The organism is Leclercia barmai (genome assembly GCF_049312895.1).
GTDB lineage: Bacteria > Pseudomonadota > Gammaproteobacteria > Enterobacterales > Enterobacteriaceae > Enterobacter > Enterobacter barmai.
In genome coordinates, this window is sequence record NZ_JBMNWZ010000001.1 from 272,554 (window position 1) to 298,177 (window position 25,624).

Here is a 25,624-nt window from a genome sequence, read left to right on the forward strand (position 1 = left end):
ATAGCATAACCGCAACGCGCGATCACCTTGCATTACTTGCTGCTTCCGGTTTGAATTACCATTAGAATATGCCGTTTTCACCCACACACGTCTCACATGGAATCTTCGATGTTAAAAATCTTCAACACACTGACGCGCCAAAAAGAGGAATTCAAACCTATTCATGCCGGGGAAGTCGGCATGTACGTGTGTGGTATTACCGTTTACGATCTCTGTCATATCGGCCATGGCCGTACCTTTGTCGCCTTCGACGTGGTTTCGCGCTACCTGCGTTTCCTCGGGTACAACCTTAAGTATGTACGCAATATCACCGATATTGACGACAAAATTATTAAGCGCGCTAACGAAAACGGCGAAAACTTCGTCGCCTTAGTCGATCGCATGATCGGCGAAATGCACAAGGATTTTGACGCGCTGAATATCCTGCGCCCGGACCTCGAGCCGCGCGCAACGCACCATATTCCGGAGATCATTGAGATCACCGAACAGCTTATTGCCAAAGGCCATGCCTACGTGGCGGACAACGGCGACGTGATGTTCGACGTGCCGACCGACCCGCACTACGGCCAGCTCTCCCGTCAGGATCTGGATCAGCTCCAGGCCGGGGCGCGCGTGGACGTGGTTGACGTGAAGCGCAACCCGATGGACTTCGTGCTGTGGAAGATGTCCAAAGAGGGCGAGCCAAGCTGGCCATCCCCGTGGGGCGCGGGCCGTCCGGGCTGGCACATTGAATGTTCTGCCATGAACTGCAAACAGCTGGGTAACCACTTTGATATTCACGGCGGCGGTTCTGACCTGATGTTCCCGCACCATGAAAACGAAATCGCCCAGTCCACCTGTGCGCATGACGGCGAATACGTGAACTACTGGATGCACTCCGGCATGGTGATGATTGACCGCGAAAAGATGTCTAAATCGCTGGGCAACTTCTTCACCGTGCGTGACGTGCTGAAGTATTACGATGCCGAAACCATCCGCTACTTCCTGATGTCCGGTCACTATCGCAGCCAGCTGAACTACAGCGAAGAGAACCTCAAGCAGGCGCGCTCTGCCCTGGAGCGTCTGTACACCGCCCTGCGCGGCACCGACACCTCCGTGCCAGCGGCCGGCGGCGAGGCGTTTGAAGCCCGCTTCATCGAAGCGATGAACGACGACTTCAACACCCCGGAAGCCTACTCTGCGCTGTTCGATATGGCCCGTGAAGTGAACCGCCTGAAAGGTGAAGATGCGCACGCCGCGAACGCGCTGGCTTCCCATATGCGTAAACTCTCTGGCGTGCTGGGCCTGCTGGAGCAGGAGCCAGAAGCGTTCCTGCAGAGCGGTGCGCAGTCGGATGACGGCGAAGTCGCGGAGATTGAAGCGTTAATCAAAGCGCGTCTGGAAGCGCGTCAGGCGAAAGACTGGGCCGCTGCCGATGCCGCGCGTAACCGTCTGACCGAGATGGGTATTATCCTGGAAGATGGCCCGCAGGGTACGACCTGGCGCCGTAAGTAAGTTTGTTACGCCCGGCGGCGCTTCGCTTGCCGGGCCTACAAGCCGGTTTTCTCCCTCTCCCTGTGGGAGAGGGCCGGGGTGAGGGCATCAGCGCGCACGCTTCCACCACAACATCCCCATCACAACCACCCCCGGCAGCCATACCCACAGCAGCTCCGAGATAATCACCTGATGCCCGTACGGCGTGGTATAGCGTGAGAGGGCAAAGGGCGCGACCTTAATCACCTGCCACGGCGCGAAGAAGCGTTCATCCGACCACGGCCACAGCCAGCCGACCCCTTTCCCGCCCGTCGTCACCGAATCCAGCAGGCTGTGCGACAGCAGCGACAGGGTTAAAAACAGCCAGCAGCGCATCAGCCCCGCCCGGAACCATCGTCGCCCGGCCAGCACGCAGAGTAACGGCACCACAAAGGCAAACAGCAGCGAGTGGGTAAACCCGCGATGACCAAAAATATTTCCGTAGGCGACGCCAAACTTAAATGAGAGCACGTCGGCATCCGGCAGCATGGCGAGAACGATCCCGGCGAACAGCAGGCGAGGGGGAATAACCCGGGTGCCCAGCCCCAGACCGAGGCAGATCGGTACGGCGGCGTGGGTAATGATGGTTGGCATAGTGATTATCCATGGCAAATCATGGAAATATAGCAGAGCGCCGCTGAACTCAGGTCCCGGAGGAAATCTGAATTATGCCGATTCCCGCGCGACAAGCTGTCCGGAGAGGGTAATGCGCTGGGTTTGCAGCTCAGGCTCTTTCAGCTGGCGGATCATCAGCCCCGCCGCCTGACGCCCGGTCTCTTCGCTGGCGGAGGAGACATAGGTAAACGACGGGGAGGTGAGATTAACGTGCAGCATATCCTCAAACCCCACCAGCGCTACCTGCTGGGTAAGAAAGACATCTTTCCCCACCGTGCGGCCAACGTGATGAATACCGGAGATAGAGCCGATCATCGCATCCGGGGAGTGGCAGAGCAGGGCGGTGATGGTGTTGTTTTTCTCCAGCAGCTGGCGGGTGGCGAAGCTCACCGCCTGGGTATCGTCGCTGCATGCGGGGGCGGATTCGTCGCGGAACACCAGCCCGTTCTGCGTCATCGCGCTGCGAAAGCCCAGCAGGCGCTGCTCGCGGATCAGATCTCCCTCCCTGCCGCCGATATAGGCGATATTGCGATGGCCGCGCTCAATCAGATAGCGGGTAGCCAGATGCGCCGCCTGGCGATTATCCCGCATCACCAGATTGCAGGTTTCGTTGAGCAGCGACTGCGACACCGCCACCAGCGGCAGCGGGCACTGGCGGATCAGCGCCGGCAGCGCGGCATGACGCGTATCGGAAGCCAGATAGATCACCCCGGCGACGCCCTGCTGTTTGAAGGAGAGCAGGCAGCGCTCGAGGTGCTCGCCGTCGTTCAGCGGCTGGCCGAGAAAGACCATATAGCCCTGCTTTTCCAGCTCCTGGACGATGCTGGCCATCACTTTTATGGAAAAGCTGTCGCTGAAATCGCGCAGGATCAGGCCGATAAGATTGGAGGTGTTGGCGCGAAGATTGGCGGCGGCCACGTTATGCACGTAGCCCAGGGCGGTGATGGCGGCGTGGACTTTTTCAATCGTCGCCTCTGAGATCTTTCCTTTCTGACGCAGAACCAGCGAGACGGTAGAAACCGAAACCCCTGCCTCTCTGGCGACATCTATGATGCTGACCTTCTTCACATCTTCTCCCTGAAATGCCTGATAAGACAACGCCTCCCGTAAGAGTACAGGAGACGTGTCGGTCAGGCAGCTTATTATTTACCGATCATGGTCGACATCGTCTGGGCGATAAACTGCGCCCGGGCGCCAAAGATAACCTGAATACCGGAGTCGCCGACAAAGACCACGCCGCGCGCGCCGAGGCCGTTCAGACCGTCCTTATCCACCATGTCACTTTTCGCCACTTCCAGACGCAGACGGGTGATGCAGGAGCCCACAGAGTCGATATTCTGCGCCCCGCCCAGCAGGCCGATGATCTCGGTGGCGATTTCGGTGTCGGTTTTATCATCCGCGTTGGCCGTCACGTCGGTGCGGCCCGGCGTTTTCACGTCGAAACGACGGATCACGAAGCGGAAGGTGAAGTAGTAAATCAGCGCCATCGGAATACCGATGATAATGGCGTTCAGGAAGTTGGTCTGATAGCCGTTAAACGACGGCAGGATCCCGAACGACAGGTAGTCGATAAAGCCAGCGGAGAAGGATTTGGCGATGTGCGCATGCAGCAGGTACATGGTCATATACGCCAGGCCCGCCATAATGGCGTTAAAGACATACAGGATTGGCGCCACGAAGATAAAGGTGAACTCGACCGGCTCGGTGATCCCCGTCAGGAAGCAGGTCAGCGCCGCAGAGAACAGGATACCGGCGGCAATCTTTTTGTTTTTGGTGTGCGCTTCGTGGTACATCGCCAGACAGGCCGCAGGCAGGGCAAACAGCATCAGCGGGAATTCGCCCTGCATGAACTTACCGGCGTTCTGATAGGTGTCGCTGCTGAAGGATTTCACCCCTTCTTCCAGCATCTTGAACCAGATGGTCTGGTCGCCGTGGATCACCTGGCCCGCCTGGGTGGTGTAATCCCCGAACGAGTACCAGAAGGAGGGATACCAGATGTGGTGCAGACCCAGCGGGATCAGCGCGCGTTCCACCAGACCGAAGATAAAGGTCGAGGCTGCCTGGTTATCGCCGTTCACAATCACCGACAGCGCGTCGATACCGGCCTGGATATGCTGCCAGACGTACGGCAGCAGCAGACCCATCACAAACGCCAGGAACGCCGTGGCAATGGCGACAAAACGCTTCCCGGAGAAGAAGCCGAGGAACTCCGGCAGCTGCATGGTGTGGAAGCGGTTATAACACCACGCGGCGAGGATCCCGCACAGCAGGCCGCCAAAGACGCCCATCTGCAGCGTCGGGATGCCCACCACCATGGCGTATTTCCCGCCCTGGGAGGCCATCTCCGGCGTGATGCCGAGCACGGTGCCGATGGTGATGTTGGTGACGAACACCGCCACCGCCGCCGACAGCGCCGCGATACCGGATTCAGATGCCAGACCGACGGCCGAGCCGATGGCAAACAGCATCGGCAGGTTATCAAAAATAACGCCGCCCGCGTTCATCATCAGCGGCAGATGGAATTTATCGCCGAAAGCCAGCAGCAGGCCCGCAGCGGGAAGCAGCGAGATCGGCAGCATTAACGCGCGACCAATCATCGACAGTTTTGACAACGATTTAACAAACCCTGACATCAGACCCATGCTGATTTCCCCCGAGTACGCTCTGTGAGCGCTATTATAGTGAGTAGAACGTTTTAGTAGAACGTTCTACTTATCGTGAGGAAAGCCTGAAATTCGCGCAACTTAATTTTCACATTTCAACAGATGAAATAGTGATTATTTGAAGTTGATCGATAATTAACCGCGATAGGGGTGGGGGAATGTTGAGGAAAATTGCCGGGTGGCGGCTGGCGCCTTACCCGGCCTACCGACTCATGTAGGCCCGGCAAGCGAAGCGCCGCCGGGCGTGCCAGGTCACTCAGGGGGTGACAGTAACGCTCTGACCTTCAAAACTCACGGTCTGCCCGGCAACGATTTTGCAGCGCTTACGGGTTTCTACCACGCCATCAACCTTGACCAGACCGTCGGCAATAACGATCTTGGCCTGGGCGCCGCTTTCGCTCCAGCCTTCGAGCTTCAGCAGATCGCACAGCTCAACGTGCGGATGTTTACCTAATGAAAATGTCGCCATCTTACGCTTCCTCTACGTCGTGATACTCAACGCATGCCTGCAAAGTATTCTGAATCAGTGTTGCTACGGTCATCGGGCCTACGCCGCCCGGAACCGGAGTGATATAAGAGGCGCGTGCGGCGGCATCTTCATACACCACGTCGCCGACCACTTTGCCGCTCTCGAGACGGTTAATCCCCACGTCCACGACAATTGCCCCTTCCTTAATCCACTCACCCGGAATAAAGCCCGGCTTACCGACCGCCACGATCAGCAGGTCGGCATTTTCGACGTGCTGGCGCAGATTCTTGGTAAAGCGGTGGGTAACGGTGGTGGTGCAGCCGGCGAGCAGCAGCTCCATGCTCATGGGGCGACCGACGATATTGGAGGCGCCAATGACCACGGCGTTCAGGCCGTAGGTGTCGATGTTATAACGCTCCAGCAGGGTGACGATGCCGCGCGGCGTACACGGACGCAGGCGAGGCGCACGCTGGCACAGGCGGCCCACGTTATACGGATGGAAACCGTCGACGTCTTTGTCTGGCGCGATACGTTCCAGTACCTTCACGTTGTCGATGCCCGCAGGCAGCGGCAGCTGAACCAGAATGCCGTCGATCTCTTTGTCGGCGTTCAGGGTATCAATCAGCTCAAGCAGCTCTGCTTCTGAGGTGGTTTCCGGCAGATCGTAAGAGCGGGAGAGGAAGCCCACCTCTTCGCACGCTTTACGTTTGCTGCCGACATAAATTTGTGAAGCCGGGTTGCTGCCGACCAGCACAACGGCCAGCCCGGGAGCGCGTTTTCCAGCGGCCCGACGTGCTGCCACTTTTTCCGCAACCTCAGAGCGCACCTGCTGCGCAATCGTTTTACCGTCAATAATCTTTGCTGCCATCAGAGAGAAGATTCCGTCTGTAAGGAGTGAAAGGGGGGATGAGCATATTTTGTCAGAAGCGCGCGCTGCTGTCAGTCACACTTTGCGGATTTTCCTGTTAAGCGGTCCTGTTGCGGGGCATGGGTATGAACTACAAGAGGATTGTACTAAAATGCATTGACTCAACCTGAGTTGACCGTATAATTCCACGCGCTTCACCACTGCGAAGTTTCTTCTTCTCCGTGCGCCCTTAGCTCAGTTGGATAGAGCAACGGCCTTCTAAGCCGTAGGTCAAAGGTTCGAATCCTTTAGGGCGTGCCATTCAAACACCGTTTTCTCCCCCAGACTTTTCACTTTTATTGATTCTGCGTCATGTGCTTTTTCACATCTCTGCGTTAAACTATCTCAAATATTGGATATTTTGAGATAGTTTAATCATGGCCATTAAACGTCCTCCCGGTCTGATACCTCTGGAATTTCTGACGGGAGCCGATATTGCTGCCCATCAGCAATATGCACGCACCACTGACGACAAAGGCCGGTATCTTCCCTTTGATGCATTCAGACACCGGGTATCCCAGCGCGAGAACGTGGCGCTTGCCTGGACCCTGACGCGTCGCGCCCGCGATGCCGCGCTGCAGCGAATCGATTACCGTAACCAGGCGGGTGATCAGGCCGGATTCGTGCTCACCTCCGCCCTCTTCGCCACCTGCGAAAGGGTAGATAAACAGGCCACCGGTCTGGCGCTGGATAGCCTGATAAACCGCCTGCGTGGCGCGGGAGCGGCGTTGATCCAGCTCCAGCTCGATGAACCGATCACCAGCTCGCAGCTGGAGGGGGCTAATACCACCACGCTGGTGGCCAGAAACATGCTGGGCTCCGGTCGTGCGCCGCGTACCGAAGGCGAGCATATGATCGTCGGTAATGCGCGGCTGATGGCAGCAATCCCTGAATGGTTGAATGAGCCCCTTACACCAGAGCTTATCCGCCGTATGCATGCGACAGGGATGGAGGGGATTAACGATGCGAAGTATCAGCCCGGCGAGTTCCGCACGACAAACGATGTTGTGATTGCCGATTACGACGGCAACGTGATCCATCAGCCGCCAGCGGCAGACCAACTCCCGGCCCGCCTGCAGGGCATTTGTGACTGGGTGAACAGCAGCACGGACTATGTACACCCTCTGGTGAAAGCCTGCGTCCTGCATTTCATGATCGCCCACGAGCATCCTTTCCGGGACGGAAACGGGCGCACCAGCCGGGCGCTGTTTTACTGGTTTATGCTGAAATCGGGTTACGAGGCGTTTAAATACATCTCGGTAAGCAGCCTGCTGCATGCCGCCCCGGTGAAATATGCCCAGAGTTACCAGTACACGGAAACGGACGGCATGGATCTGACCTATTTTCTGGAGTACCAGACCGGCATCGTCCGCCGCGCGCTGGACCGGCTTCTGCAGCATGTTGATGGCCTGGTCACCCGGGCGGCAAACATTGAGCGGTTCCTGTTCGAATCGCGGGCCTTATCGCGCCTGACGTCCCGCCAGATCACGCTGCTGAATATCATGCTGGCAACATCGACAACGGCCTATACCGCCGCAGACGTCAGCGAGGCGCTGGGGATATCCGATAATACCGCTCGTAAAGATTTACGCGCCCTGGTGCGTGAAGGGCTGGCTGAGGAAACCGCGGCAAACGATCAGAAAACGGTTTACAAAATCGCGCGAAACCTCGTTTAACCTTCGGTTCCATTCTGCGATATAGTAGGGGCATTCTCGTCTCCTTCTGACAGGTAACACCGGCAATGGCTCTGATCCCCAAAAACTACGCGCGGCTGGAAAGCGGCTACCGTGAAAAAGCCCTTAAAATTTATCCATGGGTATGCGGACGCTGCTCGCGGGAGTTTGTTTACTCAAACCTGCGCGAGCTGACGGTTCACCATATCGATCATGACCATACCAACAACCCGGAAGATGGCAGTAACTGGGAGCTGTTGTGTCTGTTCTGTCACGATCACGAGCATTCGAAGTACACCGAGGCCGACATCTACGGGACAACCGTGGTGGCGGGTGAAGATGCGCAAAAAGATGTAGGTGAAGCCACCTATAACCCCTTTGCCGATCTGAAATCGATGTTGAATAAGAAGAAGTAAATCAAGCCGGGCTGAAAACGGGTAAGTATGTTGAGGGAATGATGTCCGGTATTGCGCATTACTATGTACAGCAGCAGAGCGTGAACACCCAGCAGGTGGCGACGCTATCGGCTCAGGTCTCATCTTCCGGGGCGTCCCAGACCAGCGTCCCGGCCTCCTTTCAGCAGATGTCCAGTGCGTCGCAACCGATCGTAACGCAGCCTGCGATCCCGACGCTGCATGCCGCCGATACCCGCCAGACCGCCGTTGCCGCCACGCCAGCCTCGTTTGGCCAGCTGGATCAGTACGCCCGCATCCAGGGCTGGAGCGAAAATCAACTCGCGCTGATGAACCGCCTGTCGCAGTACAAAAAGGGTCGCTCTGGTCCGTCGTGGACGGCACCGGGCGGAAGCGTTCGCGGTATTCGCAATAACAACCCGGGTAATCTCGAAGCCAGCTGGGCATTCAGCTGGCAGGGTCAGAATGGCACCGACGGGCGCTTTGCCACCTTCGCCACGCCGGAGCACGGCATCCGCGCGCTGGGCGTTAACCTGCTCTCCTACCAGCGACGTGGTCTGGATACCATCAGTAAAATTATCTCGCGCTGGGCGCCCCCGCAGGATAACAACGATACCACCGCCTATATTCAGAATGTCAGCCAGGCCCTCGGCGTCTCGCCCACGACCCGCCTGGATGTGACCTCTCCGCCGGTCCTGCTTGCGCTAAGCAAGGCGATCATTCGTCAGGAAAATGGGAACGTGCCTTTTACGGATGAGGTCATCAACAGCGGTGTCTTCTCCGCGCTGGGGATGGCGGAGCTGTCCGGCGTTGAGCCTTCGGTGCTGAAAAGCGCGCCGGTTGAACAAGAACACGCCCCGTTTGTGCTGCAGGCCCGCCAAAATTAAACCGCCAGTTAACGCGGATTATCCGTATTTGTGAAGCAACACTCTGTTATAAAAGAAACTCCCCGGAAACGTGGCTTTTCCTGCGCTTGTTCACCATGCTGATTAAACCTCACGCTGTAGAGTGAGGCGATCGCTGCTCGTTTACTCATCACAAGGGATCAGGTTATGAAAAAGACGATTGCTGTTCTGCTGGGTACCGCCGTGTTGTTCACCTCCAGCGCTTTCGCTGCTGAATTGCTGTCGCGGGAAGACTTTAAAAAAGTCGAAACGCAGTACACGAAAATTGGCACGGTTTCGACCTCTAACAAGGTGTCGGTTTCAGATGCCAAAAAGGAGTTGACGGAAAAAGCGGATAAAAAAGGTGCAGACGTACTGGTACTGACGTCGGGGCACACGGAAAACAAAATCCACGGCACCGCGGATATCTACAAGAAAAAATAATTCTGACGCCACCCCGTAGCGGGGTGGCGCAGCGCACACCCCGTATCTGGCGACCGTCCATGCTTTACTGGCTGGCAGGGGCGATTTTTTTACTCTCCTGCGCCGTGCTCTTTCCTGAAATAAAACAGGCTGAACCGGTATTTGTTGGCTATCACCTGACAGGTACGATTGACGGCTGTGAGGTCTACCGATAAAAGCCAAAGAGCGTGGGCCTCGCTGTCGCAGCGCTTTCCATTAAACTGCAATAAAGGCAATGTGGCCTATATCACCCTCAATCATGCTCAGCTTGGAATATCGGTGATTATCTGCGATCGCGCGCCGGAAAAACGCGATGCGCGCTGCGATTCTATTTTTTACAGGCAGCCCTATTATGATAATGAATAACAAAGCAATGCGCTGGAGCATTATTTTTCTGCTGGCCGTTTCCCCGCTGTTTGTTGCCGGGTATCTGCATTATCAGCGCAATAATTTTAGCTGTGAGACGCATGTGATTATTGTTGAACAGGGTGCGGTAATCGATACGGTAATGAACTTTTCGTTTAATAATGGGGTCGGGAGTTAAGACGCATCAGGAGAGTATATCGAAGAGAATGCCCAGCCGGTGGCGATCAGTAATAAGGTAGGGTTCAGTTACTGGCGCGAAGGAGACGAAACGATCATGGTCTCTGACGAAACCAACGTGCTGCCGAAGAAAAAATTAAATTACCTTTCTTATGTCCCGGATTTCTTTCAGCACCGGGAGCGGGGAATAAGACTGAATATCCTGCCTGCCAATGCGGACAGCTATTACTTTATCTACAGTAATTCCCCCGTCATATATTGCACCAAAGGATAACACCCCGCCATTAAGGGGGTAATTTCTCACCCTTTTTTTACTTTGTTGCCCATATTTACACTTGATCATATAAAGATAATGAGTATAGTTCTCATTCTCTTTAGTGTTTGTGGGCGCGTATGGACTTTCCCGCAGCAACAGTGAATGCATTTTTCACACGGAACACTGAGCGTTACGGGAGACGCTGCTCTGGCCTGACGGCCTGAATCCACAAACCTAATCGCAAAACATAAGCGACGCAGGCGTCCTCCTCACATTTTGCACGGTAAAGGATGTTCCTGATGACCAAAAAATTGTCCGCCCTGGCGCTGCTCGTGGCCGTCTCACTCAGCGGCTGCGCTGCACAACACACCGCAACAACCGCACCCGCTGCTGAAGCCCCGAAACCTGCTGCCCCTGCCCAGACCAACGTCGTAAAACGCGATCTGGCTGACGGCCTGTACGAAATGGTCCTGAGCCCGAAAGGGGACGCGCTGTACGTTGCCAGCTCGGAAGGTTTTAAAGATGTGCAGGGCGGGGTGGTGTATAAGCTCGATCCGGCGACCCTTAAAACCATTGGTCGCAGCCATACCGATCTGAAAAACTTCGCCCTCACTATCTCCCCGGACGGTAAAACCCTCTATGCCACCAACTCGCTGGACGGCGGGATCAGCGCCATCAGCACCGAAGACGGCAAAATCAAAAAGCGCCTGCTGTTTACCGAGCGCAACAAAGAGGGCTACCCGTACGGCGCGCGTCAGGTTCTGCTGCATAACGACGTCCTGTACATCGGCGGCGTAGCCGATCCGGCGGTGATTTGGGTAGTGGATGCCAAAACCCTGACGCTGAAAAAAACCATCAAAAACGCGGGGCAGTGGGTCACCGGCCTGATGTGGTCTGAACAAACCCAGCGTATCTATGTGGCAAACGGCGGCGGTGAAATTCTGATTGTTAATCCTGAGCGCAACCGCATCGAAAAACGCTGGAAGCCGCTCGGGGATAAACCGGCCCTGCTGCTGAACCTGGCGGAAGATCCGGCCACCGGTCGCCTGTTCGTCACCGACAACTCAAAAGCCAAAACCACGCTGGTGCTGGATATCCACACAGGGGCACTCATTAAACAGCTCGATGTGGGCGATTCGCTGGCGGTGAAGTTCAACGCTAAGCGCAACGAGCTTTACATCACCCAGCGCGAAAGCGGCAAGCTGCTGAGCCTGGATGCCACGACCTATGCCGTGAAGCAGAGCTGGGATCTGCCGCCGAATCCGAACAGCCTGCTGCTGTCGGCGGACGGTCAGACGTTGTACGTCACCGTGAAACAGGCGTTCAACAAAGATCACTCCACCAACGGGCCGGACAGCGTTGTCCGTATCGCCCTGAAATAGACGTTTTTTATAACAATTAAGGCCCGGCAACGGGCCATTTTGCGCGAACTTTGAACGAGTTAATCATGAACAACACCGGAAAAATGAACAAAACGCTGCTGGCCCTCGCCATCGGCGCCATCGCCCATTCCGCCGTCGCGGCGGAGAGCAAAAAAGAAGAGACCATCGTGGTGCAGTCCGCTGCCAGCGACTTCAAACCCGGCGGCGACCAGCTGGTACCGGCCTTCCTGGACGGCCAGGTGGCAAACGGCGGACGCATGGGGATGCTCGGTCAGCAAAATGCGATGGACGTACCGTTTAATATCATCAGCTACACCTCGAAGCTGGTGGAAGATCAGCAGGCCCGCACCATTGCTGACGTGGTCGCAAACGATGCGGGCGTGCAGTCCGTGCAGGGCTACGGCAACAGCGCGGAGAGCTATCGCATTCGCGGCCTGAAGTTCGACGGGGACGACATGACCTTCGGCGGACTCTCCGGCGTGCTGCCGCGCCAGGTGGTGGACGCCCAGATGGTAGATCGCATTGAGATCTTCAAAGGCGCCAACTCCCTGATGAACGGCGCAGCCAGCTCCGGCGTGGGCGGGATGATCAACCTTGAGCCGAAACATGCGGGCGCTACGCCGCAGGCGAAAGTGGGCGTCGACTACACCTCCGATTCGCAGATTGGCACCACCCTGGATGCCGGTCGTCGCTTCGGCGATAACGACCAGTTTGGCGCCCGCGTCAACGTGGTTCACCGTGAAGGCGAGGCCCCGGTAGCCAACGATCGCCGCCGCACCACGCTGCTCTCCACCGGCCTGGACTATGCGGGCGACAAGTTCCGCAGCTCCGTGGACCTGGGTTATCAGATGAAAACCTTCCACGGCTCAGAAACCGGGGTCAACATCTCCGGCGTTGATTTCGTGCCCGAGCCGCCGAAAAACGATCGTAACTACTCGCAGAAATGGGCCTACAGCAACATCGAAAACGAATTCGGCATGTGGCGCAGCGAGTACGACATCACCGACAACTGGACGGCTTACACCGGTCTGGGTGCCCAGCACGCCCATGAAGAGGGGCTTTACAGCGGTGCGAAGCTGGTGGACAAGAGCGGCAAAGCCACCGCGTCGCGTCTCGATACCAACCGCATCAGCGACAGCGTGAGCGGCATGGCGGGCATCCGCGGTAACTTCGATACCGGTTTTGTGTCGCACAAGGTGAACGTCGGCTACTCAGCGATGAGCAAAAACGAGAAAATCGCCTGGAAGATGTCGGCCGCGAAGGATAACCCGGTCACCAACATCTATCACAACACCGGCGTGGACGCGCCGCCAAGCACTAACTTAAACGGCTCCGGCGGTAACTACAGCGATCCGCTGACCAGCGGCCGCACCCGCACTCAGGGCTGGCTGCTGAGCGACACCCTCGGGGTGCTGGATGACACCCTGCTGTTCACCGTTGGGGCCCGTCATCAGAAGGTGGTGATCCGCGGCTATAACAAAATCACCGGTCACGAAAACGAGGCGGACAGCTTCGACGGCAGCCGCTGGATGCCGACCTATGGCGTGGTCTACAAACCGTGGGAAACGGTGTCCCTGTACGCCAACCACACCGAGGCGCTGCAGCCGGGTAAAACCGCGCCAAACACCGCCACCAACTACGGCCAGAGCACCGGGATCGTCCACTCTAAGCAGAACGAAGTGGGCGTGAAGGCCGATTTCGGTCGCGTTGGCGGCTCGCTGGCGCTGTTTGAGATCAAAATGCCGTCCGCCATTCTCGACAGCCAGACCAAACACTACGGTCTGGATGCCGAGCAGCGTAACCGCGGCGTGGAGCTGAACGTCTTTGGCGAGCCGGTGCTGGGCCTGCGTCTGAACGCCAGCGCCACCTGGCTGCAGGCGGAGCTGACCAAAACCAACAACGGCGTTAACCAGGGCAATGACGCCATTGGCGTCCCGAGCTTCTACGGCGTGCTGGGGGCAGAGTATGACATCAAGCCTGTCGACGGCCTGACCGCCACAGCCCGCGTAAACCACTCCGGCTCGCAGTATGCGGATCTCGCCAACAGCAAGAAGCTGGACAGCTACACCACCCTGGATCTGGGCATGCGTTACCGCTTCGCGGTCAACAATGACCAGAACCAGATGACCGTTCGCGCCGGGATCGAAAACATCACCGACGAAAACTACTGGTCAAGCGTGGACGACGGCGGCACCTACCTGTTCCAGGGGGAGCCGCGCACCTTTAAGGTCTCTGTCGGCTACGAGTTCTGAGTTCGACCCTTGTTATCGGGGCAGGGATGCCCCCCTTCTGACTGTTATAAAAATGTAATCAATTGTACTTATAGTGTTCCCACTTTATCGTTTCTTAGCCTGAAGAAAGGAAGCCATTGTGGGTAAACCTCTTAAGTCCGTATTCAAAAAAGAACATCGCGACGATGTCAGCAATTCCAGCGCTAACCCGGTCTTTTCCAGCGTGCTCTCCCGCCGCCGTTTCCTGCAGATGGGCGCCATTGCCGGTGCCGCCGCCTCTTTCCCGTTCCTGCTTAAGTCTGAAAATGCCCTGGCCGCGGTTTCCCGGCCTTCAGCCCTGAGCAAGGCGGTCGCGCTCGGCTTTACCAGCATTCCGGTGTCGACTGACGATACGGTCAGGGTGCCCGAGGGCTACGTCGCGCGTCCTTTCTACCGCTGGGGCGATGCCACCGGCATTAAGGGCGCAATGCCGGGCTTCAAATTTGACGCCAGCAACACCACCGACGAACAGGCAGCGCAGGCGGGCATGCACCATGACGGCATGGCGTGGTTTAGCCTGCCGCAGGGGGAAGAGAACCCCGGCCACGGCCTGCTGGCGATGAACCATGAGTACATCGACAACGGCATGCTCTTTACCGACGGCACCGCCAACTGGAGCCTGGATAAAGCGCGTAAAGGCCAGAACGCCATGGGCGTGTCGGTTATCGAGGTGAAAAAGAACGGCAGCGACTGGGAAGTGGTGCGTCCTTCCGGCTTTGCCCGCCGCATCACGGTCAACACACCGATGCAGCTCACCGGCCCGGCGCGTCAGCAGGACTTAATGAAAACCGCCGCCGATCCGCAGGGCGAGAGGGTGCTCGGCACCATGCAAAACTGCGCCAACGGCCACACGCCGTGGGGCACCTACCTGACCTGCGAAGAGAACTGGTCGGATATTTTCGTCAAGAAAGGCGAACGTAACGCGCTGGAGAAGCGCTACGGCATCAGCGACAGCGATGAGTCCTACCGCTGGAGCGAAGTGGACGACAGGTTCAGCGTCGATAAAACCCCTAACGAGCCGAACCGCTTTGGCTGGGTAGTGGAAATCGATCCCTACAACCCGGACTCCACGCCGCGCAAACACACCGCGCTGGGGCGCTTCAAGCATGAAGGTGCCGCCGTCACCCTGGCCGCCGACAAGCGCGTGGTCACCTACATGGGCGACGACCAGAAGTTTGAGTACATCTACAAATTTGTCTCCGACAACAGATACAATCCGGCCGATCGCGCCGCCAATATGCAGCTGCTGACCGCTGGTACGCTCTACGTTGCCCGATTCAACGACGACGGCTCCGGCGAGTGGCTGCCGCTGGTCTTCGGCCAGAACGGGCTGGACAAGAGCAAAGGCTTCGAAAGCCAGGGCGATCTGCTGATCAAAACCCGCCTGGCGGCCGATGCGGTGGGGGCCACCAAAATGGACAGGCCGGAGTGGATTGCGGTCGATCCGCACGCCAGCGGCAGCGTTTACTGCACCCTGACCAACAACAGCGATCGCGGCAAAGAGGGCAAAGCGCCGGTGGACGCGGCCAACCCGCGAGCCAGTAATGCCTTCGGCCACATCATGCACTGGCACGAAGAGGGCGAAGATCCGGCGGCGTTACGCTTCAAATGGGACATCCTGGTGCTGGCCGGGCGCACGGACACCGCGGATGAGAAGGCGAAGGGCAGCATGAAGGGGGCCGAATTTGGCAGCCCGGACGGCCTGTCGTTCGACCATCAGGGCGTGCTGTGGATCCAGACCGACGTCTCCTCCAGCACCATTAATAAGAAAGCCTACGAGGGAATGGGCAATAACCAGATGGTGGCGACCATTCCGGGCACCAACGAGTACCGCCGCTTCCTGACGGGCCCGCGCGGGTGCGAAATCACCGGCATCGCGTTCACGCCGGACAACCGCACGCTGTTTATCAACATTCAGCATCCGGGCGAGGGTGGGGACGACATTACCGACCCGGCAAACCCGCGCGCCGTCTCCAACTGGCCGGACAATAACCCGAACGGACGCCCCCGCGCCTCGACGGTGGTCATCACCAGAGCGGACGGCGGCATTATCGGGTCGTGATCCGCTCGCACCGGGCAGCGACCGCTGCCCGGCGTTTAACTTGCTCCCGTCTGTCTGAAGTGTTAAAAGGTGCCCCTTCCATAAAAAGAGACAGGGCCAGGCCGTGAGAAACGCCTCATCCGCTTCAGATAAAAGTGTTGCTGAAGCCGCGTCGGAACAGACACCGACGCTCCACCGTGGTTTACAGAACCGCCATATTCAACTTATCGCCCTCGGCGGCGCAATTGGTACCGGGCTGTTCCTCGGTATCGGCCCCGCCATTCAGATGGCCGGTCCCGCCGTGCTGCTGGGTTATGCCATTGCGGGCATTATTGCCTTTCTGATCATGCGCCAGCTCGGTGAGATGGTGGTTGAAGAGCCGGTATCCGGCTCCTTCGCCCATTTCGCCTACAAATACTGGGGCCCGTTTGCCGGGTTCCTCTCCGGCTGGAACTACTGGGTGATGTTCGTGCTGGTGGGGATGGCGGAGCTGACCGCCGCAGGGATCTACATGCAGTACTGGTTGCCGGACGTACCGACCTGGGTCTGGGCGGCGGTGTTCTTCATCATCATCAACGCCGTTAACCTGGTGAACGTGCGCCTGTACGGTGAGACGGAGTTCTGGTTTGCCCTGATCAAGGTGCTGGCGATCATCGGCATGATCGGCTTTGGCCTGTGGATGCTCTTCACCGACCACGGCGGCGAGCGGGCGACCATCGACAACCTGTGGCAGCACGGCGGCTTCCTCGCTACCGGCTGGAAAGGGCTGGTGCTCTCCCTGGCGGTGATCATGTTCTCCTTCGGCGGGCTGGAGCTTATTGGCATTACCGCCGCCGAAGCCCGGGATCCGCATAAAAGCATCCCGAAAGCGGTCAACCAGGTGGTGTACCGTATCCTGCTGTTCTATATCGGTTCGCTGGTGGTTCTGCTGGCGCTCTATCCGTGGGTGGAAGTGAAATCTGACAGCAGCCCGTTTGTGATGATTTTCCACGATCTGAACAGCAACCTGGTGGCCTCGGCGCTGAACTTCGTCATTCTGGTGGCGTCGCTGTCGGTCTATAACAGCGGCGTCTACTCCAACAGCCGGATGCTGTTTGGCCTCTCCGTGCAGGGCAACGCACCGAAGTTCCTGACCCGCGTCAGCCGTCGCGGCGTGCCGGTGAACTCGCTCCTGCTCTCCGGGGGCATTACCTCGCTGGTGGTGCTGATCAACTACCTGCTGCCGCACGAAGCCTTTGGCCTGCTGATGGCGCTGGTGGTAGCAACGTTGCTGCTGAACTGGATCATGATCTGCCTGGCACACCTGCGTTTTCGCGCCGCGATGCGCCGCAAAGGGCGCGAAACACAGTTCAAAGCGCTGCTCTACCCGGCGGGTAACTACCTCTGTATCGCTTTCCTGGCGATGATCCTGGTGCTGATGTGCACCATGGACGGCATGCGCACCTCGGCAATTCTGCTTCCGGTGTGGATTCTGTTCCTGTTTGCGGCGTTTAAGCTGTCGCGCAAGAAGTAGTCGGCTATTGCCCGGTGGCGCTGCGCTTACCGGGCATAAATGCGAGCACAATGCCGCACATTGTTCAAAAATGAAACGCGACCCGCTTTCCTGTTGGAAGGATCACATCAATGCTCACTTCACCGCCCAAAGCCGTGACATAGCGCTTAAGGGTGGAGAGGCGCGGATCGTTATCCGGTTGCTCAATCTTCGCAACGGTAGGCTGTTTAACCCCCATCGCGGCGGCAAGCTCCGTTTGCGAAATATTGAGCTCTTCGCGAAGTTGATTCAGCGCGACAATAATTCGCAGTTCCTCAACCTTTGCGCCTATCCGCTCCTGACTCTCTTCACTCTGCTGGGCCATGAGTTCTTTTAACGTTGCCATTTGGCCTCCTGATTTGCCAGATATTTGCTGAATTCAGCGTCAGCTATGGCGATCATCTGTTTGTAGAATCGCTTTTCAACTTTATAGCCTTTTGGCTATAGGGAATACAGCTTAAAGATTAGAATTACAACCGCCCGGCGGCGCTGCGCTTGCACGGGCCTACGGTTTGTGCGGTTTGATGCCCGGTGGCGCTCTAAATATTCGCACGGACGATCCCCTCGCCCCTTTGGGGAGAGGGTTAGGGTGAGGGGAAGCGCCACCCGGCATCTCCCCGCACCCAACTTCACCTTTATCGTGACCCCCCTCCCACTTCTTGATCGATCCCCAGGATCTTTATTTTGTAATCGATTACTTTTCATTTGATACGTTTTGTAATCGATTACTTTTTAAGGGTGGGGCTGATCATGGTGTCAACAACTGAAAGTAGTGGAAAGGTGATAGGGCAGCACCGGATGCTGGTGCCGCGCCTGTCGCTGATGATGTTCCTGCAGTTCTTTATCTGGGGGAGCTGGTCGGTCACCCTCGGTCTGGTGATGACCCAGCACAACATGTCATTGCTGATTGGCGATGCGTTCTCTGCCGGGCCAATCGCCTCTATTTTATCGCCATTTGTGCTCGGCATGCTGGTGGACCGCTTCTTCGCCTCGCAAAAGGTGATGGCGGTGATGCATCTGGCCGGGGCAGCGATCCTCTGGTTTGTGCCGGGTGCGCTGATTGCGGAAAACGGCGCGCTGCTGATCGGCCTGCTGTTTGGCTACACCCTCTGCTACATGCCGACCCTGGCGCTGACCAACAACATCGCCTTCCACAGCCTGGCGAACGTCGATAAAACCTTCCCGGTGGTGCGCGTGTTCGGCACCATCGGCTGGATTGTGGCGGGGATTTTTATCGGCGTGACCGGCGTCGCCGCAAGCGTCACCATCTTCCACGTCGCAGCGGCCAGCTCCGTCATGCTGGCGCTCTATAGCCTGACGCTGCCGCATACGCCAGCGCCCGCCAAAGGCATGCCGGTGAAGATGCGCGATCTCTTCTGCGCCGACGCCTTCGCCCTGCTGAAAACCCGTCACTTCTTTATCTTCTGCCTGTGCGCGATGCTGATCTCCGTCCCGCTGGGCACCTACTACGCTTACACCGCGTCCTATCTGGCGGATGCCGGGATCGCGGATGTCAGTACCGCCATGTCCTTCGGCCAGATGTCCGAAATCTTCTTTATGCTGGTGATCCCGCTGCTGTTCCGCCGCCTGGGCGTGAAATACATGCTGCTGATCGGCATGCTGGCGTGGTTTGTCCGTTACGCGATGTTTGCCCTCGGCGTGAGTGAAGAGGGGCGCATTCTGCTCTATCTCGGCATCCTGCTGCACGGCGTGTGCTATGACTTCTTCTTTGTGGTGGGCTTTATCTACACCGACCGCGTCGCGGGCGATAAGGTAAAAGGCCAGGCGCAGAGCATGATCGTGATGTTCACCTACGGCATCGGCATGCTGCTGGGCTCACAGATTTCCGGCGCGCTGTACAACCGCCTGGTGGCGGGGCAGACCGTACCTCAGGCCTGGGTCACCTTCTGGTGGATCCCGGCGGTGGCGGCTGCGGTCATCGCGCTTGTTTTCCTCGTCTCGTTCAAATATGACGACGACAAGGCGTAATTACTGGAGGTGGTATGAGGACGATTAAAGGTCCGGGCATTTTTCTGTCGCAGTTTATCGGCGGGCAACCGCCGTTTAACACCCTCGACGGGCTGGCAGGCTGGGCGGCGGAAAAGGGCTATAAAGCGCTGCAAATTCCCTGCAACCATAAAGCGATTTTTGACGTGGAGCAGGCGGCGGAAAGCCAGACCTACTGCGATGAGATAAGCGGCAGGCTGGCGGAGAAGGGGCTGGTCATCAGCGAGCTCTCCACCCATCTTGAAGGGCAGTTGATCGCCGTCAATCCGGCCTACGACGACGCCTTTGATAACTTCGCCCCGCAGGCGGTGCGCGGCAACGCGGCCGCCCGCCAGGCATGGGCTACCGATATCGTGAAAAAGGCGGCGCTGGCCTCGGCCCGCCTCGGGCTCACCGCCCACGCCACCTTCTCCGGATCGCTGGCCTGGCCGTTTATGTACCCCTGGCCGCCGCATAACGAGGCGCGTTTCGAGGAGGCGTTCAGCGAACTGGCCCGCCGCTGGCGGCCGGTTCTGGATGCCTTCGACGAGCAGGGGGTGAACGTCTGCTATGAGATCCACCCCGGGGAAGATCTGCACGACGGCGTCACCTTCGAACGTTTCCTGGCGCTGGTGGACAACCACCCGCGCTGCAACATCCTCTACGATCCGAGCCACCTGCTGCTGCAGCAGATCGATTATCTGAGCTATATCGATCACTACCACACTCGCATCAAAGCGTTTCACGTGAAGGATGCCGAGTACCGCCCCAACGGGCGCAGCGGAGTCTATGGCGGGTATCAGAGCTGGATCAACCGCGCCGGACGCTTCCGCTCGCCGGGTGACGGGCAGATCGACTTCAAGGGCATCTTCAGCAAGCTGACCCAGTACGACTACGACGGCTGGGCAGTGCTGGAGTGGGAGTGCTGCCTGAAGGATGGCGACACCGGGGCGCGGGAAGGGCGCGAGTTTATCTCCCGCCACATTATTCCGGTCTCCGATCGGGCGTTTGACGATTTCGCCGCAGGAGAACTTCATGATTAACGTCGGCATTATCGGCAGCGGCTTTATCGGCCCGGCGCACATCGAAGCCCTGCGCCGTCTGGGGTTTGTACAGGTCGTCGCCCTGTGCGACGGCTCGCTGGAACAGGCGCAAGAGAAGGCCCGGGCGCTCAATATTCCCCACGCTTACGGCAGCGTGGATGCACTGCTGGCCCACCCGGATCTTCACGTGGTGCATAACTGCACCCCGAACCATCTGCATGCGGCGATCAACTGCCAGATCCTGCGAGCCGGGAAGCATCTCTTCTCTGAAAAGCCGCTGTGCATGACCCCGGACGAGGCGCGGGAGCTGGTGGCGCTGGCGGAGCAGGCGGGCGTGGTACACGGCGTAAGCTTTGTTTATCGCCAGTTTGCGATGGTTCGCCAGGCGGCGAGCATGGTAGCGGCGGGCAGCCTCGGACGGCTGTTTGCCGCCCACGGCAGCTATCTTCAGGACTGGATGCTGCTGGAAACCGACTACAACTGGCGGGTCGACGCCGCGCTCGGAGGGGCATCGCGGGCGGTGGCCGATATCGGCTCCCACTGGTGCGACACTATCCAGTTTATAACCGGGCGGCGCATCGTCGAGGTGATGGCCGATCTCTCGGTCGTCTGGCCGACCCGCAAGGCCAACGTGGCCGGGAATCAGACTTTCAGCCAGGCGGGCGAGGCGGTGTATGAGGACAAACCGGTCACCACCGAGGATTTCGGCTCGGTGCTGTTCCGCTTTGAGGATGGCAGCAAGGGCAGCTTTAACGTCTCGCAGGTGAGCGCCGGACGTAAAAACCGCCTCAGCCTTGAGGTGAACGGCAGCGACTGTTCCCTGGCCTGGGATCAGGAGGTGCCGCAGCAGCTGTGGGTGGGCCATCGGGCGCAGGCCAATCAGACGCTGACGGACGATCCGGGCCTGATGAACCAGGATGTGGCATACAGCGCCCACTTCCCCGGCGGACACATTGAAGGCTGGCCGGACGCCTTCAAAAACATGATGGCGCAGTTCTATCGCGCGGTGCAGGCGGGCAGGATGCCGGAGAAGCCGGTTTTTGCCACCTTCCATGACGGGGCGAACGTGATGTACATCATTGATGCCATTGTGAAAAGCCATCAGCAGCAGCGCTGGGTCGCCGTCGCGCAGTAACACCTTGCCCGGTGCGCCGGGCAACGCATTTATGGTAGCCTGCTGCTAACGCAAACTGCAGGATCACTCGTCGCTATGTCAATTCAGAAAATCGCCCAACTGGCGGGCGTCTCGGTGGCGACGGTATCGCGCGTGCTGAATAACAGCGATACCGTCAAAGCCAAAAACCGCGATCGCGTCTTGCAGGCGATTAAAGAGGCTAACTATCAGCCCAATCTTCTGGCCCGTCAGCTGCGAACGTCGCGCAGCTATATGGTGCTGGTGATGGTCTCCAACATTGCCAACCCGTTCTGCGCCGAAGTGGTGAAGGGCATTGAGGAGCAGGCGGAGAAAAACGGCTACCGCATCCTGCTGTGTAATTCCGGCTCCGACATTGAACGCTCCCGCTCGGGGCTCAGCCTGCTCACCGGCAAAATGGTCGACGGCATTATCACCATGGACGCCTTCTCCCGGCTCACCGAACTGGCGGCGCTGATTGGCGATGCCCCCTGGGTGCAGTGCGCCGAATACGCCGACGCGGGCGCGGTCTCCTGCGTCGGGATTAACGACGTCGATGCTTCCCAGCATGTGGTCAGCCACCTGGCGGACGGCGGGCGTCAGCGGATCGCGCTGATCAACCATGACCTGAGCTACAAATATGCCCGTCTGCGCGAGCGGGGGTATAAAAGCGTGCTGCACCTGCGCGACCTGTCATATCAGGCGGTGGAGTATGCCAGCGATCTGAGCGCCGCCGCAGGCAAAGCGGCGATGCGCAAACTGCTGGCCGCCGAACCGCGCCCGGATGCGGTCTTTGCCGTCTCCGATACCCTGGCCGCGGGCGCGCTGCGCGCGATTGAAGAGGCGGGGCTGCGCGTGCCGCAGGATATTGCCGTAGCCGGGTTCGACGGCACGGAACTCTCCGGGATGGTTTCGCCGCCGCTCAGCACCATCGAGCAGCCGTCGCGGGATATCGGGCGCAAGGCGGTCGATCTGCTGCTGAATAAAATCGACAACCCCGACGCCCCTGCCGAGCGGGTAATGATGAACTGGCGCTTTATTTCCCGCGCCAGCACCTGATTATTTCGCCAGCGCGCCTGCCAGGGAGCGAATATCGTTCCCGGTTGGCGACTGGTGAATACGCAGGCCGAATTCATCGATCACCGCAAAAATATGATCGAAGATATCGGCCTGAATCTCCTCATATTCCGCCCAGATCACCGTGTTGGTAAAGGCATATATTTCTATCGGCAGACCGTTGGCGTCTGGCGCTAACTGGCGCACCATTAAGGTCATATCCTTGCGGATATTCGGATGGTTGCGCAGATATTCATTCAGGTAAGCGCGGAAGGTGCCAATATTGGTCATCTTACGCAGGTTCAGCACCGATTCCCCTTCACCATTTTGCTGATTCCACAGCGTAATTTCCTCATGGCGTGTGACCATATAAGGTTTAAGCAGCTTCGCCTGAATCAGCTGCCGCTGCTCTTGTTCGTCGAGAAAATGAACGCTGGTGGTGTCGATATTCAGGCTGCGCTTGATGCGCCGTCCGCCGGAGGCCGACATCCCGCTCCAGTTAATAAAGGCATCGGAGACCAGCGCCCAGGTGGGAATGGTGGTGATGGTATTATCAAAATTGCGCACCTTTACGGTGGTCAGGCCGATATCGGTTACCGTGCCGTTAGCACCGTATTTCGGCATCTCCAGCCAGTCGCCGAGCTTGAGCATATCGTTTGCCGACAGCTGGATACCGGCGACCAGCCCCAGAACCGGGTCTTTGAATACCAGCATTAACACCGCCGCCATCGCACCCAGGCCGCTAATCAGAATGGCAGGGGACTGACCAATCAGCAGGGAGATAATCAGGATGCCAACCAGAATGGCGCTCACCAGCTTAATGCCCTGGAAAATCCCTTTCAGCGGCAGCTGCGAGGCGGTGGCCATCTTTTGTGACAGATTGAAAACGACGTCCAGCAGCGAGAAAAAGGTGAGCAGGGCATACACCATCGTCCACAGTTTCGCGCAGGTGGTTAATAATTCCGCCGCGTCGCTGCCGCTTTGCAGCCACAGCTTCGCCTGGATGTTGACGATTATCCCCTGCAGGGTAAAGGCCAGACGGTAAAATAATTTATTCTGGGTAATGATCTGTAGCCATAAATGGCTGCTGGCGCGGGCGCGTTTTTCAAATGCCCGCAAAACGACTTTATGTAATATAAAATGAATAATGAGTGCAGTCAGAAAGATAAGTCCAAAAATAATCACCAGGCTGGTGGTGTGATTAATTTCAATACCTGACTCTTCGACCAGGGAAATAAACTCCTGCATAACGTCTCCTGTATTAAAGCAGCCGCCATAATGGCGACTGCGGAACCGTTTTGCAAATTCGCGAGGCTTATTTAGCGGCCTGACAGGCCTTCACCACCGGCAGGCTCAGGCGATGGCGCAGCCGCAGGGTGGCCAGCGCCAGGACGATCATCATCCCCGTTTCCACCCCCAGGAAGACGTTGATCGCCCGGGCGTAATCCCCGTGATGGCTGTGCAGGGCGTGGAGCAAAATCGCGCCAAATATTGCCGGACCAAGGCCGAGCGCCGCCTGCTGCAGGGTGCTGAGGATCGCGCTGGCGGCCCCGGCGTCGTCGGGCTGAATATCGCGCATCCCGATACGGTAGAAGCTGTTCACAATCAACGCCTGGCCGTAGCCCACCAGCCCGGTGGCCGGGGCCAGGGTCAGGGTGGTGTTGTCCATTCCCCAGACGCGGAAGGTGGCGATCAGCGCCAGCAGGCCGGTTATCTGGATTGCCAGCCCGGTCAGCAAAATCGTGCTGGTGCTGTAGCGGGCAATCAGACGCGGAGCGAACCATGCCGAGACGAAATAGGTCACGCCGAGGGCAATAAAACTGTTCCCGGACTGCCACGGGGCCATTCCCAGCCCGGTTTGCATGGTCAGCGCCATGCAGAACATAAACCCGGACCAGACGCTGAAAAAGAGCATCGCAATCAGCACCCCGAAACGGATGCTGCCGAGCTGCATTAAGCGCGGCGGGATCAGCGGGTGGGCACCCTCCCGCTCTTTTTTACGCGCGTTCAGCGCCATTAACCAGGCCAGCGGGATAATGGCGAGCAGCATTACCTGCAGCGGCCACGACCAGTGCCACTGCGGCCCCAGCGCCATCGGGAACAGCAGGCAGCAGAGGATCGCCGCCAGCAGCGCGGTGCCCTGCCAGTCAATGCGCGACGGGGTATCGCGACGGGTCTCCGGCACAAAGCGGCGGCTCAGGGCCAGCACCAGCAGACAGATCGGCACGTTGATAAAGAAGGCGTTGCGCCAGCCCAGCCCGGCGATATCCGCTGATACTAGCCAGCCGCCGCCCATCTGCCCGACGATAAAGGCAATCCCGCCGATACCGCCAAACAGGCTGATGGCTTTGGCATGGGCGGTGCCTTTCAGGGTGACGTGAAGGGTGGCAAGAATTTGCGGCACGATCAGCGCTGCCCCGGCCCCCTGCACGATGCGCGCGGCCAGCAGTTGCTCGATGTTGCCCGCCATTCCGCACAGCAGCGAGGCCAGACCAAAGCTCGCAACGCCCCACATAAACAGACGACGGCGACCGAGGTTATCCCCCAGCTTGCTGCCGAGCGCCAGGCAGACGGCGAAGGCCACGCCGTAAAGGGCCACAATCAGCTCCAGCTCGGTGGCGGTGGCATGCAGCGAATGGGTGATGGAATCCAGCGCCACGTTGGTGATTGAGGTATCAATCAGCGGCAGCATCTGGCCGGTTAACAGCAATATCAGGCCTGCACGGCCCGGTGAAACAACTGACGTATTCATGGTGACTCCATTGCGTCAAACAGCGGATGGCCGT

General features: G+C 58.2%; 23 protein-coding genes and 1 tRNA gene. 16 read left to right on the top strand and 8 right to left on the bottom strand.

The annotated features are described in order from the left end of the window. Positions 1–108 precede the first annotated feature (108 nt). Entirely contained in the window at positions 109–1,494 is a 1,386-nt protein-coding gene (gene cysS, locus ACOYA6_RS01230; RefSeq protein ID WP_422653875.1) for a cysteine--tRNA ligase, read from the top strand. Between the two features lie 87 nt (positions 1,495–1,581). Here cysS and ACOYA6_RS01235 read toward each other — a convergent pair whose 3' ends face one another. The 5 genes from ACOYA6_RS01235 to folD all read right to left on the bottom strand — a co-directional run bounded on the left by ACOYA6_RS01235 (position 1,582) and on the right by folD (position 6,127). Next, positions 1,582–2,106: a metal-dependent hydrolase gene (locus tag ACOYA6_RS01235; RefSeq protein WP_138369689.1), complete on the bottom strand. Its 525-nt coding sequence runs from the start codon at positions 2,104–2,106 to the stop codon at positions 1,582–1,584. A gap of 72 nt (positions 2,107–2,178) precedes the next feature. Next, positions 2,179–3,195 (bottom strand): Mal regulon transcriptional regulator MalI, encoded by a 1,017-nt coding sequence (gene malI / locus ACOYA6_RS01240; RefSeq protein ID WP_039032579.1) that lies wholly within the window; start codon positions 3,193–3,195, stop codon positions 2,179–2,181. 74 nt (positions 3,196–3,269) lie between these two features. Then, the gene (locus tag ACOYA6_RS01245) at positions 3,270–4,769 is read right to left on the bottom strand and encodes a PTS transporter subunit EIIC (RefSeq protein WP_039032578.1); all 1,500 of its coding nucleotides are present in this window, start codon (positions 4,767–4,769) and stop codon (positions 3,270–3,272) included. Positions 4,770–5,046: 277 nt separating this feature from the next. After that, the gene (ybcJ, locus tag ACOYA6_RS01250) at positions 5,047–5,259 is read right to left on the bottom strand and encodes a ribosome-associated protein YbcJ (RefSeq protein WP_422653876.1); all 213 of its coding nucleotides are present in this window, start codon (positions 5,257–5,259) and stop codon (positions 5,047–5,049) included. 1 nt (position 5,260) lies between these two features. Continuing rightward, positions 5,261–6,127, bottom strand: coding sequence for a bifunctional methylenetetrahydrofolate dehydrogenase/methenyltetrahydrofolate cyclohydrolase FolD (gene folD / locus ACOYA6_RS01255; protein ID WP_039032577.1), 867 nt, complete (start codon positions 6,125–6,127; stop codon positions 5,261–5,263). Between the two features lie 223 nt (positions 6,128–6,350). On the opposite strand from folD, the gene ACOYA6_RS01260 reads away from it, so the two are divergent. From ACOYA6_RS01260 to pheP, 11 genes are all read left to right on the top strand, one after another. Beyond that, a tRNA-Arg gene (locus ACOYA6_RS01260) sits at positions 6,351–6,427 on the top strand. Positions 6,428–6,543: 116 nt separating this feature from the next. Beyond that, positions 6,544–7,842: a Fic family protein gene (locus tag ACOYA6_RS01265; protein ID WP_139564472.1), complete on the top strand. Its 1,299-nt coding sequence runs from the start codon at positions 6,544–6,546 to the stop codon at positions 7,840–7,842. 65 nt (positions 7,843–7,907) lie between these two features. Continuing rightward, a complete protein-coding gene (gene yajD / locus ACOYA6_RS01270; RefSeq protein ID WP_039032575.1) occupies positions 7,908–8,255 on the top strand; it encodes an HNH nuclease YajD in 348 nt (115 codons plus the stop codon). A 38-nt stretch (positions 8,256–8,293) separates the two neighbouring features. After that, positions 8,294–9,139, top strand: a complete 846-nt coding sequence (locus ACOYA6_RS01275; protein ID WP_156126929.1) for a hypothetical protein — start codon at positions 8,294–8,296, stop codon at positions 9,137–9,139. A gap of 165 nt (positions 9,140–9,304) precedes the next feature. After that, positions 9,305–9,580, top strand: a complete 276-nt coding sequence (gene yahO / locus ACOYA6_RS01280; protein ID WP_422653877.1) for a DUF1471 family periplasmic protein YahO — start codon at positions 9,305–9,307, stop codon at positions 9,578–9,580. A gap of 59 nt (positions 9,581–9,639) precedes the next feature. Continuing rightward, positions 9,640–9,774, top strand: a complete 135-nt coding sequence (locus ACOYA6_RS01285; protein ID WP_255296437.1) for a hypothetical protein — start codon at positions 9,640–9,642, stop codon at positions 9,772–9,774. 137 nt (positions 9,775–9,911) lie between these two features. Next, complete coding sequence (locus tag ACOYA6_RS01290; RefSeq protein WP_422653878.1) at positions 9,912–10,142, top strand: hypothetical protein; 231 nt, start codon at positions 9,912–9,914, stop codon at positions 10,140–10,142. Between the two features lie 554 nt (positions 10,143–10,696). After that, positions 10,697–11,779, top strand: a complete 1,083-nt coding sequence (locus tag ACOYA6_RS01295; RefSeq protein WP_422653879.1) for a YncE family protein — start codon at positions 10,697–10,699, stop codon at positions 11,777–11,779. A gap of 65 nt (positions 11,780–11,844) precedes the next feature. Next, positions 11,845–14,031 (top strand): TonB-dependent receptor, encoded by a 2,187-nt coding sequence (locus ACOYA6_RS01300; RefSeq protein WP_422653880.1) that lies wholly within the window; start codon positions 11,845–11,847, stop codon positions 14,029–14,031. A gap of 118 nt (positions 14,032–14,149) precedes the next feature. Then, a complete protein-coding gene (locus ACOYA6_RS01305) occupies positions 14,150–16,111 on the top strand; it encodes a PhoX family protein (protein ID WP_422653881.1) in 1,962 nt (653 codons plus the stop codon). A 103-nt stretch (positions 16,112–16,214) separates the two neighbouring features. Continuing rightward, entirely contained in the window at positions 16,215–17,603 is a 1,389-nt protein-coding gene (gene pheP / locus ACOYA6_RS01310; RefSeq protein WP_039032570.1) for a phenylalanine transporter, read from the top strand. A gap of 64 nt (positions 17,604–17,667) precedes the next feature. Here pheP and ACOYA6_RS01315 read toward each other — a convergent pair whose 3' ends face one another. Beyond that, positions 17,668–17,967, bottom strand: a complete 300-nt coding sequence (locus ACOYA6_RS01315) for a helix-turn-helix domain-containing protein (protein ID WP_422653882.1) — start codon at positions 17,965–17,967, stop codon at positions 17,668–17,670. Positions 17,968–18,371: 404 nt separating this feature from the next. Here ACOYA6_RS01315 and ACOYA6_RS01320 point away from each other — a divergent pair, with 404 nt between their 5' ends. From ACOYA6_RS01320 to ACOYA6_RS01335, 4 genes are all read left to right on the top strand, one after another. Further along, the gene (locus tag ACOYA6_RS01320; RefSeq protein ID WP_422653883.1) at positions 18,372–19,610 is read left to right on the top strand and encodes an MFS transporter; all 1,239 of its coding nucleotides are present in this window, start codon (positions 18,372–18,374) and stop codon (positions 19,608–19,610) included. A gap of 14 nt (positions 19,611–19,624) precedes the next feature. Beyond that, on the top strand, positions 19,625–20,650 hold the full coding sequence (locus ACOYA6_RS01325) for a sugar phosphate isomerase/epimerase family protein (RefSeq protein ID WP_422653884.1): 1,026 nt from the start codon (positions 19,625–19,627) through the stop codon (positions 20,648–20,650). Further along, entirely contained in the window at positions 20,643–21,785 is a 1,143-nt protein-coding gene (locus tag ACOYA6_RS01330) for a Gfo/Idh/MocA family protein (RefSeq protein WP_422653885.1), read from the top strand. The genes ACOYA6_RS01325 and ACOYA6_RS01330 overlap by 8 nt, the downstream gene beginning before the upstream one ends. Positions 21,786–21,860: 75 nt before the next feature. Further along, positions 21,861–22,841, top strand: a complete 981-nt coding sequence (locus ACOYA6_RS01335) for a LacI family DNA-binding transcriptional regulator (protein ID WP_138369673.1) — start codon at positions 21,861–21,863, stop codon at positions 22,839–22,841. Here ACOYA6_RS01335 and ACOYA6_RS01340 read toward each other — a convergent pair whose 3' ends face one another. Both ACOYA6_RS01340 and ACOYA6_RS01345 read right to left on the bottom strand, forming a co-directional pair. Further along, entirely contained in the window at positions 22,842–24,086 is a 1,245-nt protein-coding gene (locus ACOYA6_RS01340; RefSeq protein ID WP_039031570.1) for a mechanosensitive ion channel family protein, read from the bottom strand. It abuts the gene before it with no gap. A gap of 67 nt (positions 24,087–24,153) precedes the next feature. Continuing rightward, positions 24,154–25,590 carry an MFS transporter gene (locus ACOYA6_RS01345; RefSeq protein WP_422653886.1) on the bottom strand — a complete coding sequence of 479 codons (1,437 nt, stop codon included), beginning with the start codon at positions 25,588–25,590 and terminating at the stop codon, positions 24,154–24,156. Between the last annotated feature and the right edge of the window lie 34 nt (positions 25,591–25,624).

Coding starts and splice junctions, on each gene's coding strand:
- ACOYA6_RS01325 (WP_422653884.1), top strand. CDS start 19,625: ATGAGGACGATTAAAGGTCCGGGCATTTTTCTGTCGCAGTTTATCGGC.
- ACOYA6_RS01330 (WP_422653885.1), top strand. CDS start 20,643: ATGATTAACGTCGGCATTATCGGCAGCGGCTTTATCGGCCCGGCGCAC.
- yahO (WP_422653877.1), top strand. CDS start 9,305: ATGAAAAAGACGATTGCTGTTCTGCTGGGTACCGCCGTGTTGTTCACC.
- ACOYA6_RS01285 (WP_255296437.1), top strand. CDS start 9,640: ATGCTTTACTGGCTGGCAGGGGCGATTTTTTTACTCTCCTGCGCCGTG.
- ACOYA6_RS01265 (WP_139564472.1), top strand. CDS start 6,544: ATGGCCATTAAACGTCCTCCCGGTCTGATACCTCTGGAATTTCTGACG.
- ACOYA6_RS01340 (WP_039031570.1), bottom strand. CDS start 24,086: ATGCAGGAGTTTATTTCCCTGGTCGAAGAGTCAGGTATTGAAATTAAT.
- cysS (WP_422653875.1), top strand. CDS start 109: ATGTTAAAAATCTTCAACACACTGACGCGCCAAAAAGAGGAATTCAAA.
- folD (WP_039032577.1), bottom strand. CDS start 6,127: ATGGCAGCAAAGATTATTGACGGTAAAACGATTGCGCAGCAGGTGCGC.
- ybcJ (WP_422653876.1), bottom strand. CDS start 5,259: ATGGCGACATTTTCATTAGGTAAACATCCGCACGTTGAGCTGTGCGAT.
- ACOYA6_RS01315 (WP_422653882.1), bottom strand. CDS start 17,967: ATGGCAACGTTAAAAGAACTCATGGCCCAGCAGAGTGAAGAGAGTCAG.
- ACOYA6_RS01300 (WP_422653880.1), top strand. CDS start 11,845: ATGAACAACACCGGAAAAATGAACAAAACGCTGCTGGCCCTCGCCATC.
- ACOYA6_RS01295 (WP_422653879.1), top strand. CDS start 10,697: ATGACCAAAAAATTGTCCGCCCTGGCGCTGCTCGTGGCCGTCTCACTC.
- ACOYA6_RS01245 (WP_039032578.1), bottom strand. CDS start 4,769: ATGGGTCTGATGTCAGGGTTTGTTAAATCGTTGTCAAAACTGTCGATG.
- ACOYA6_RS01335 (WP_138369673.1), top strand. CDS start 21,861: ATGTCAATTCAGAAAATCGCCCAACTGGCGGGCGTCTCGGTGGCGACG.
- ACOYA6_RS01290 (WP_422653878.1), top strand. CDS start 9,912: ATGCGCGCTGCGATTCTATTTTTTACAGGCAGCCCTATTATGATAATG.
- yajD (WP_039032575.1), top strand. CDS start 7,908: ATGGCTCTGATCCCCAAAAACTACGCGCGGCTGGAAAGCGGCTACCGT.
- ACOYA6_RS01345 (WP_422653886.1), bottom strand. CDS start 25,590: ATGAATACGTCAGTTGTTTCACCGGGCCGTGCAGGCCTGATATTGCTG.
- ACOYA6_RS01275 (WP_156126929.1), top strand. CDS start 8,294: ATGATGTCCGGTATTGCGCATTACTATGTACAGCAGCAGAGCGTGAAC.
- ACOYA6_RS01235 (WP_138369689.1), bottom strand. CDS start 2,106: ATGCCAACCATCATTACCCACGCCGCCGTACCGATCTGCCTCGGTCTG.
- ACOYA6_RS01320 (WP_422653883.1), top strand. CDS start 18,372: ATGGTGTCAACAACTGAAAGTAGTGGAAAGGTGATAGGGCAGCACCGG.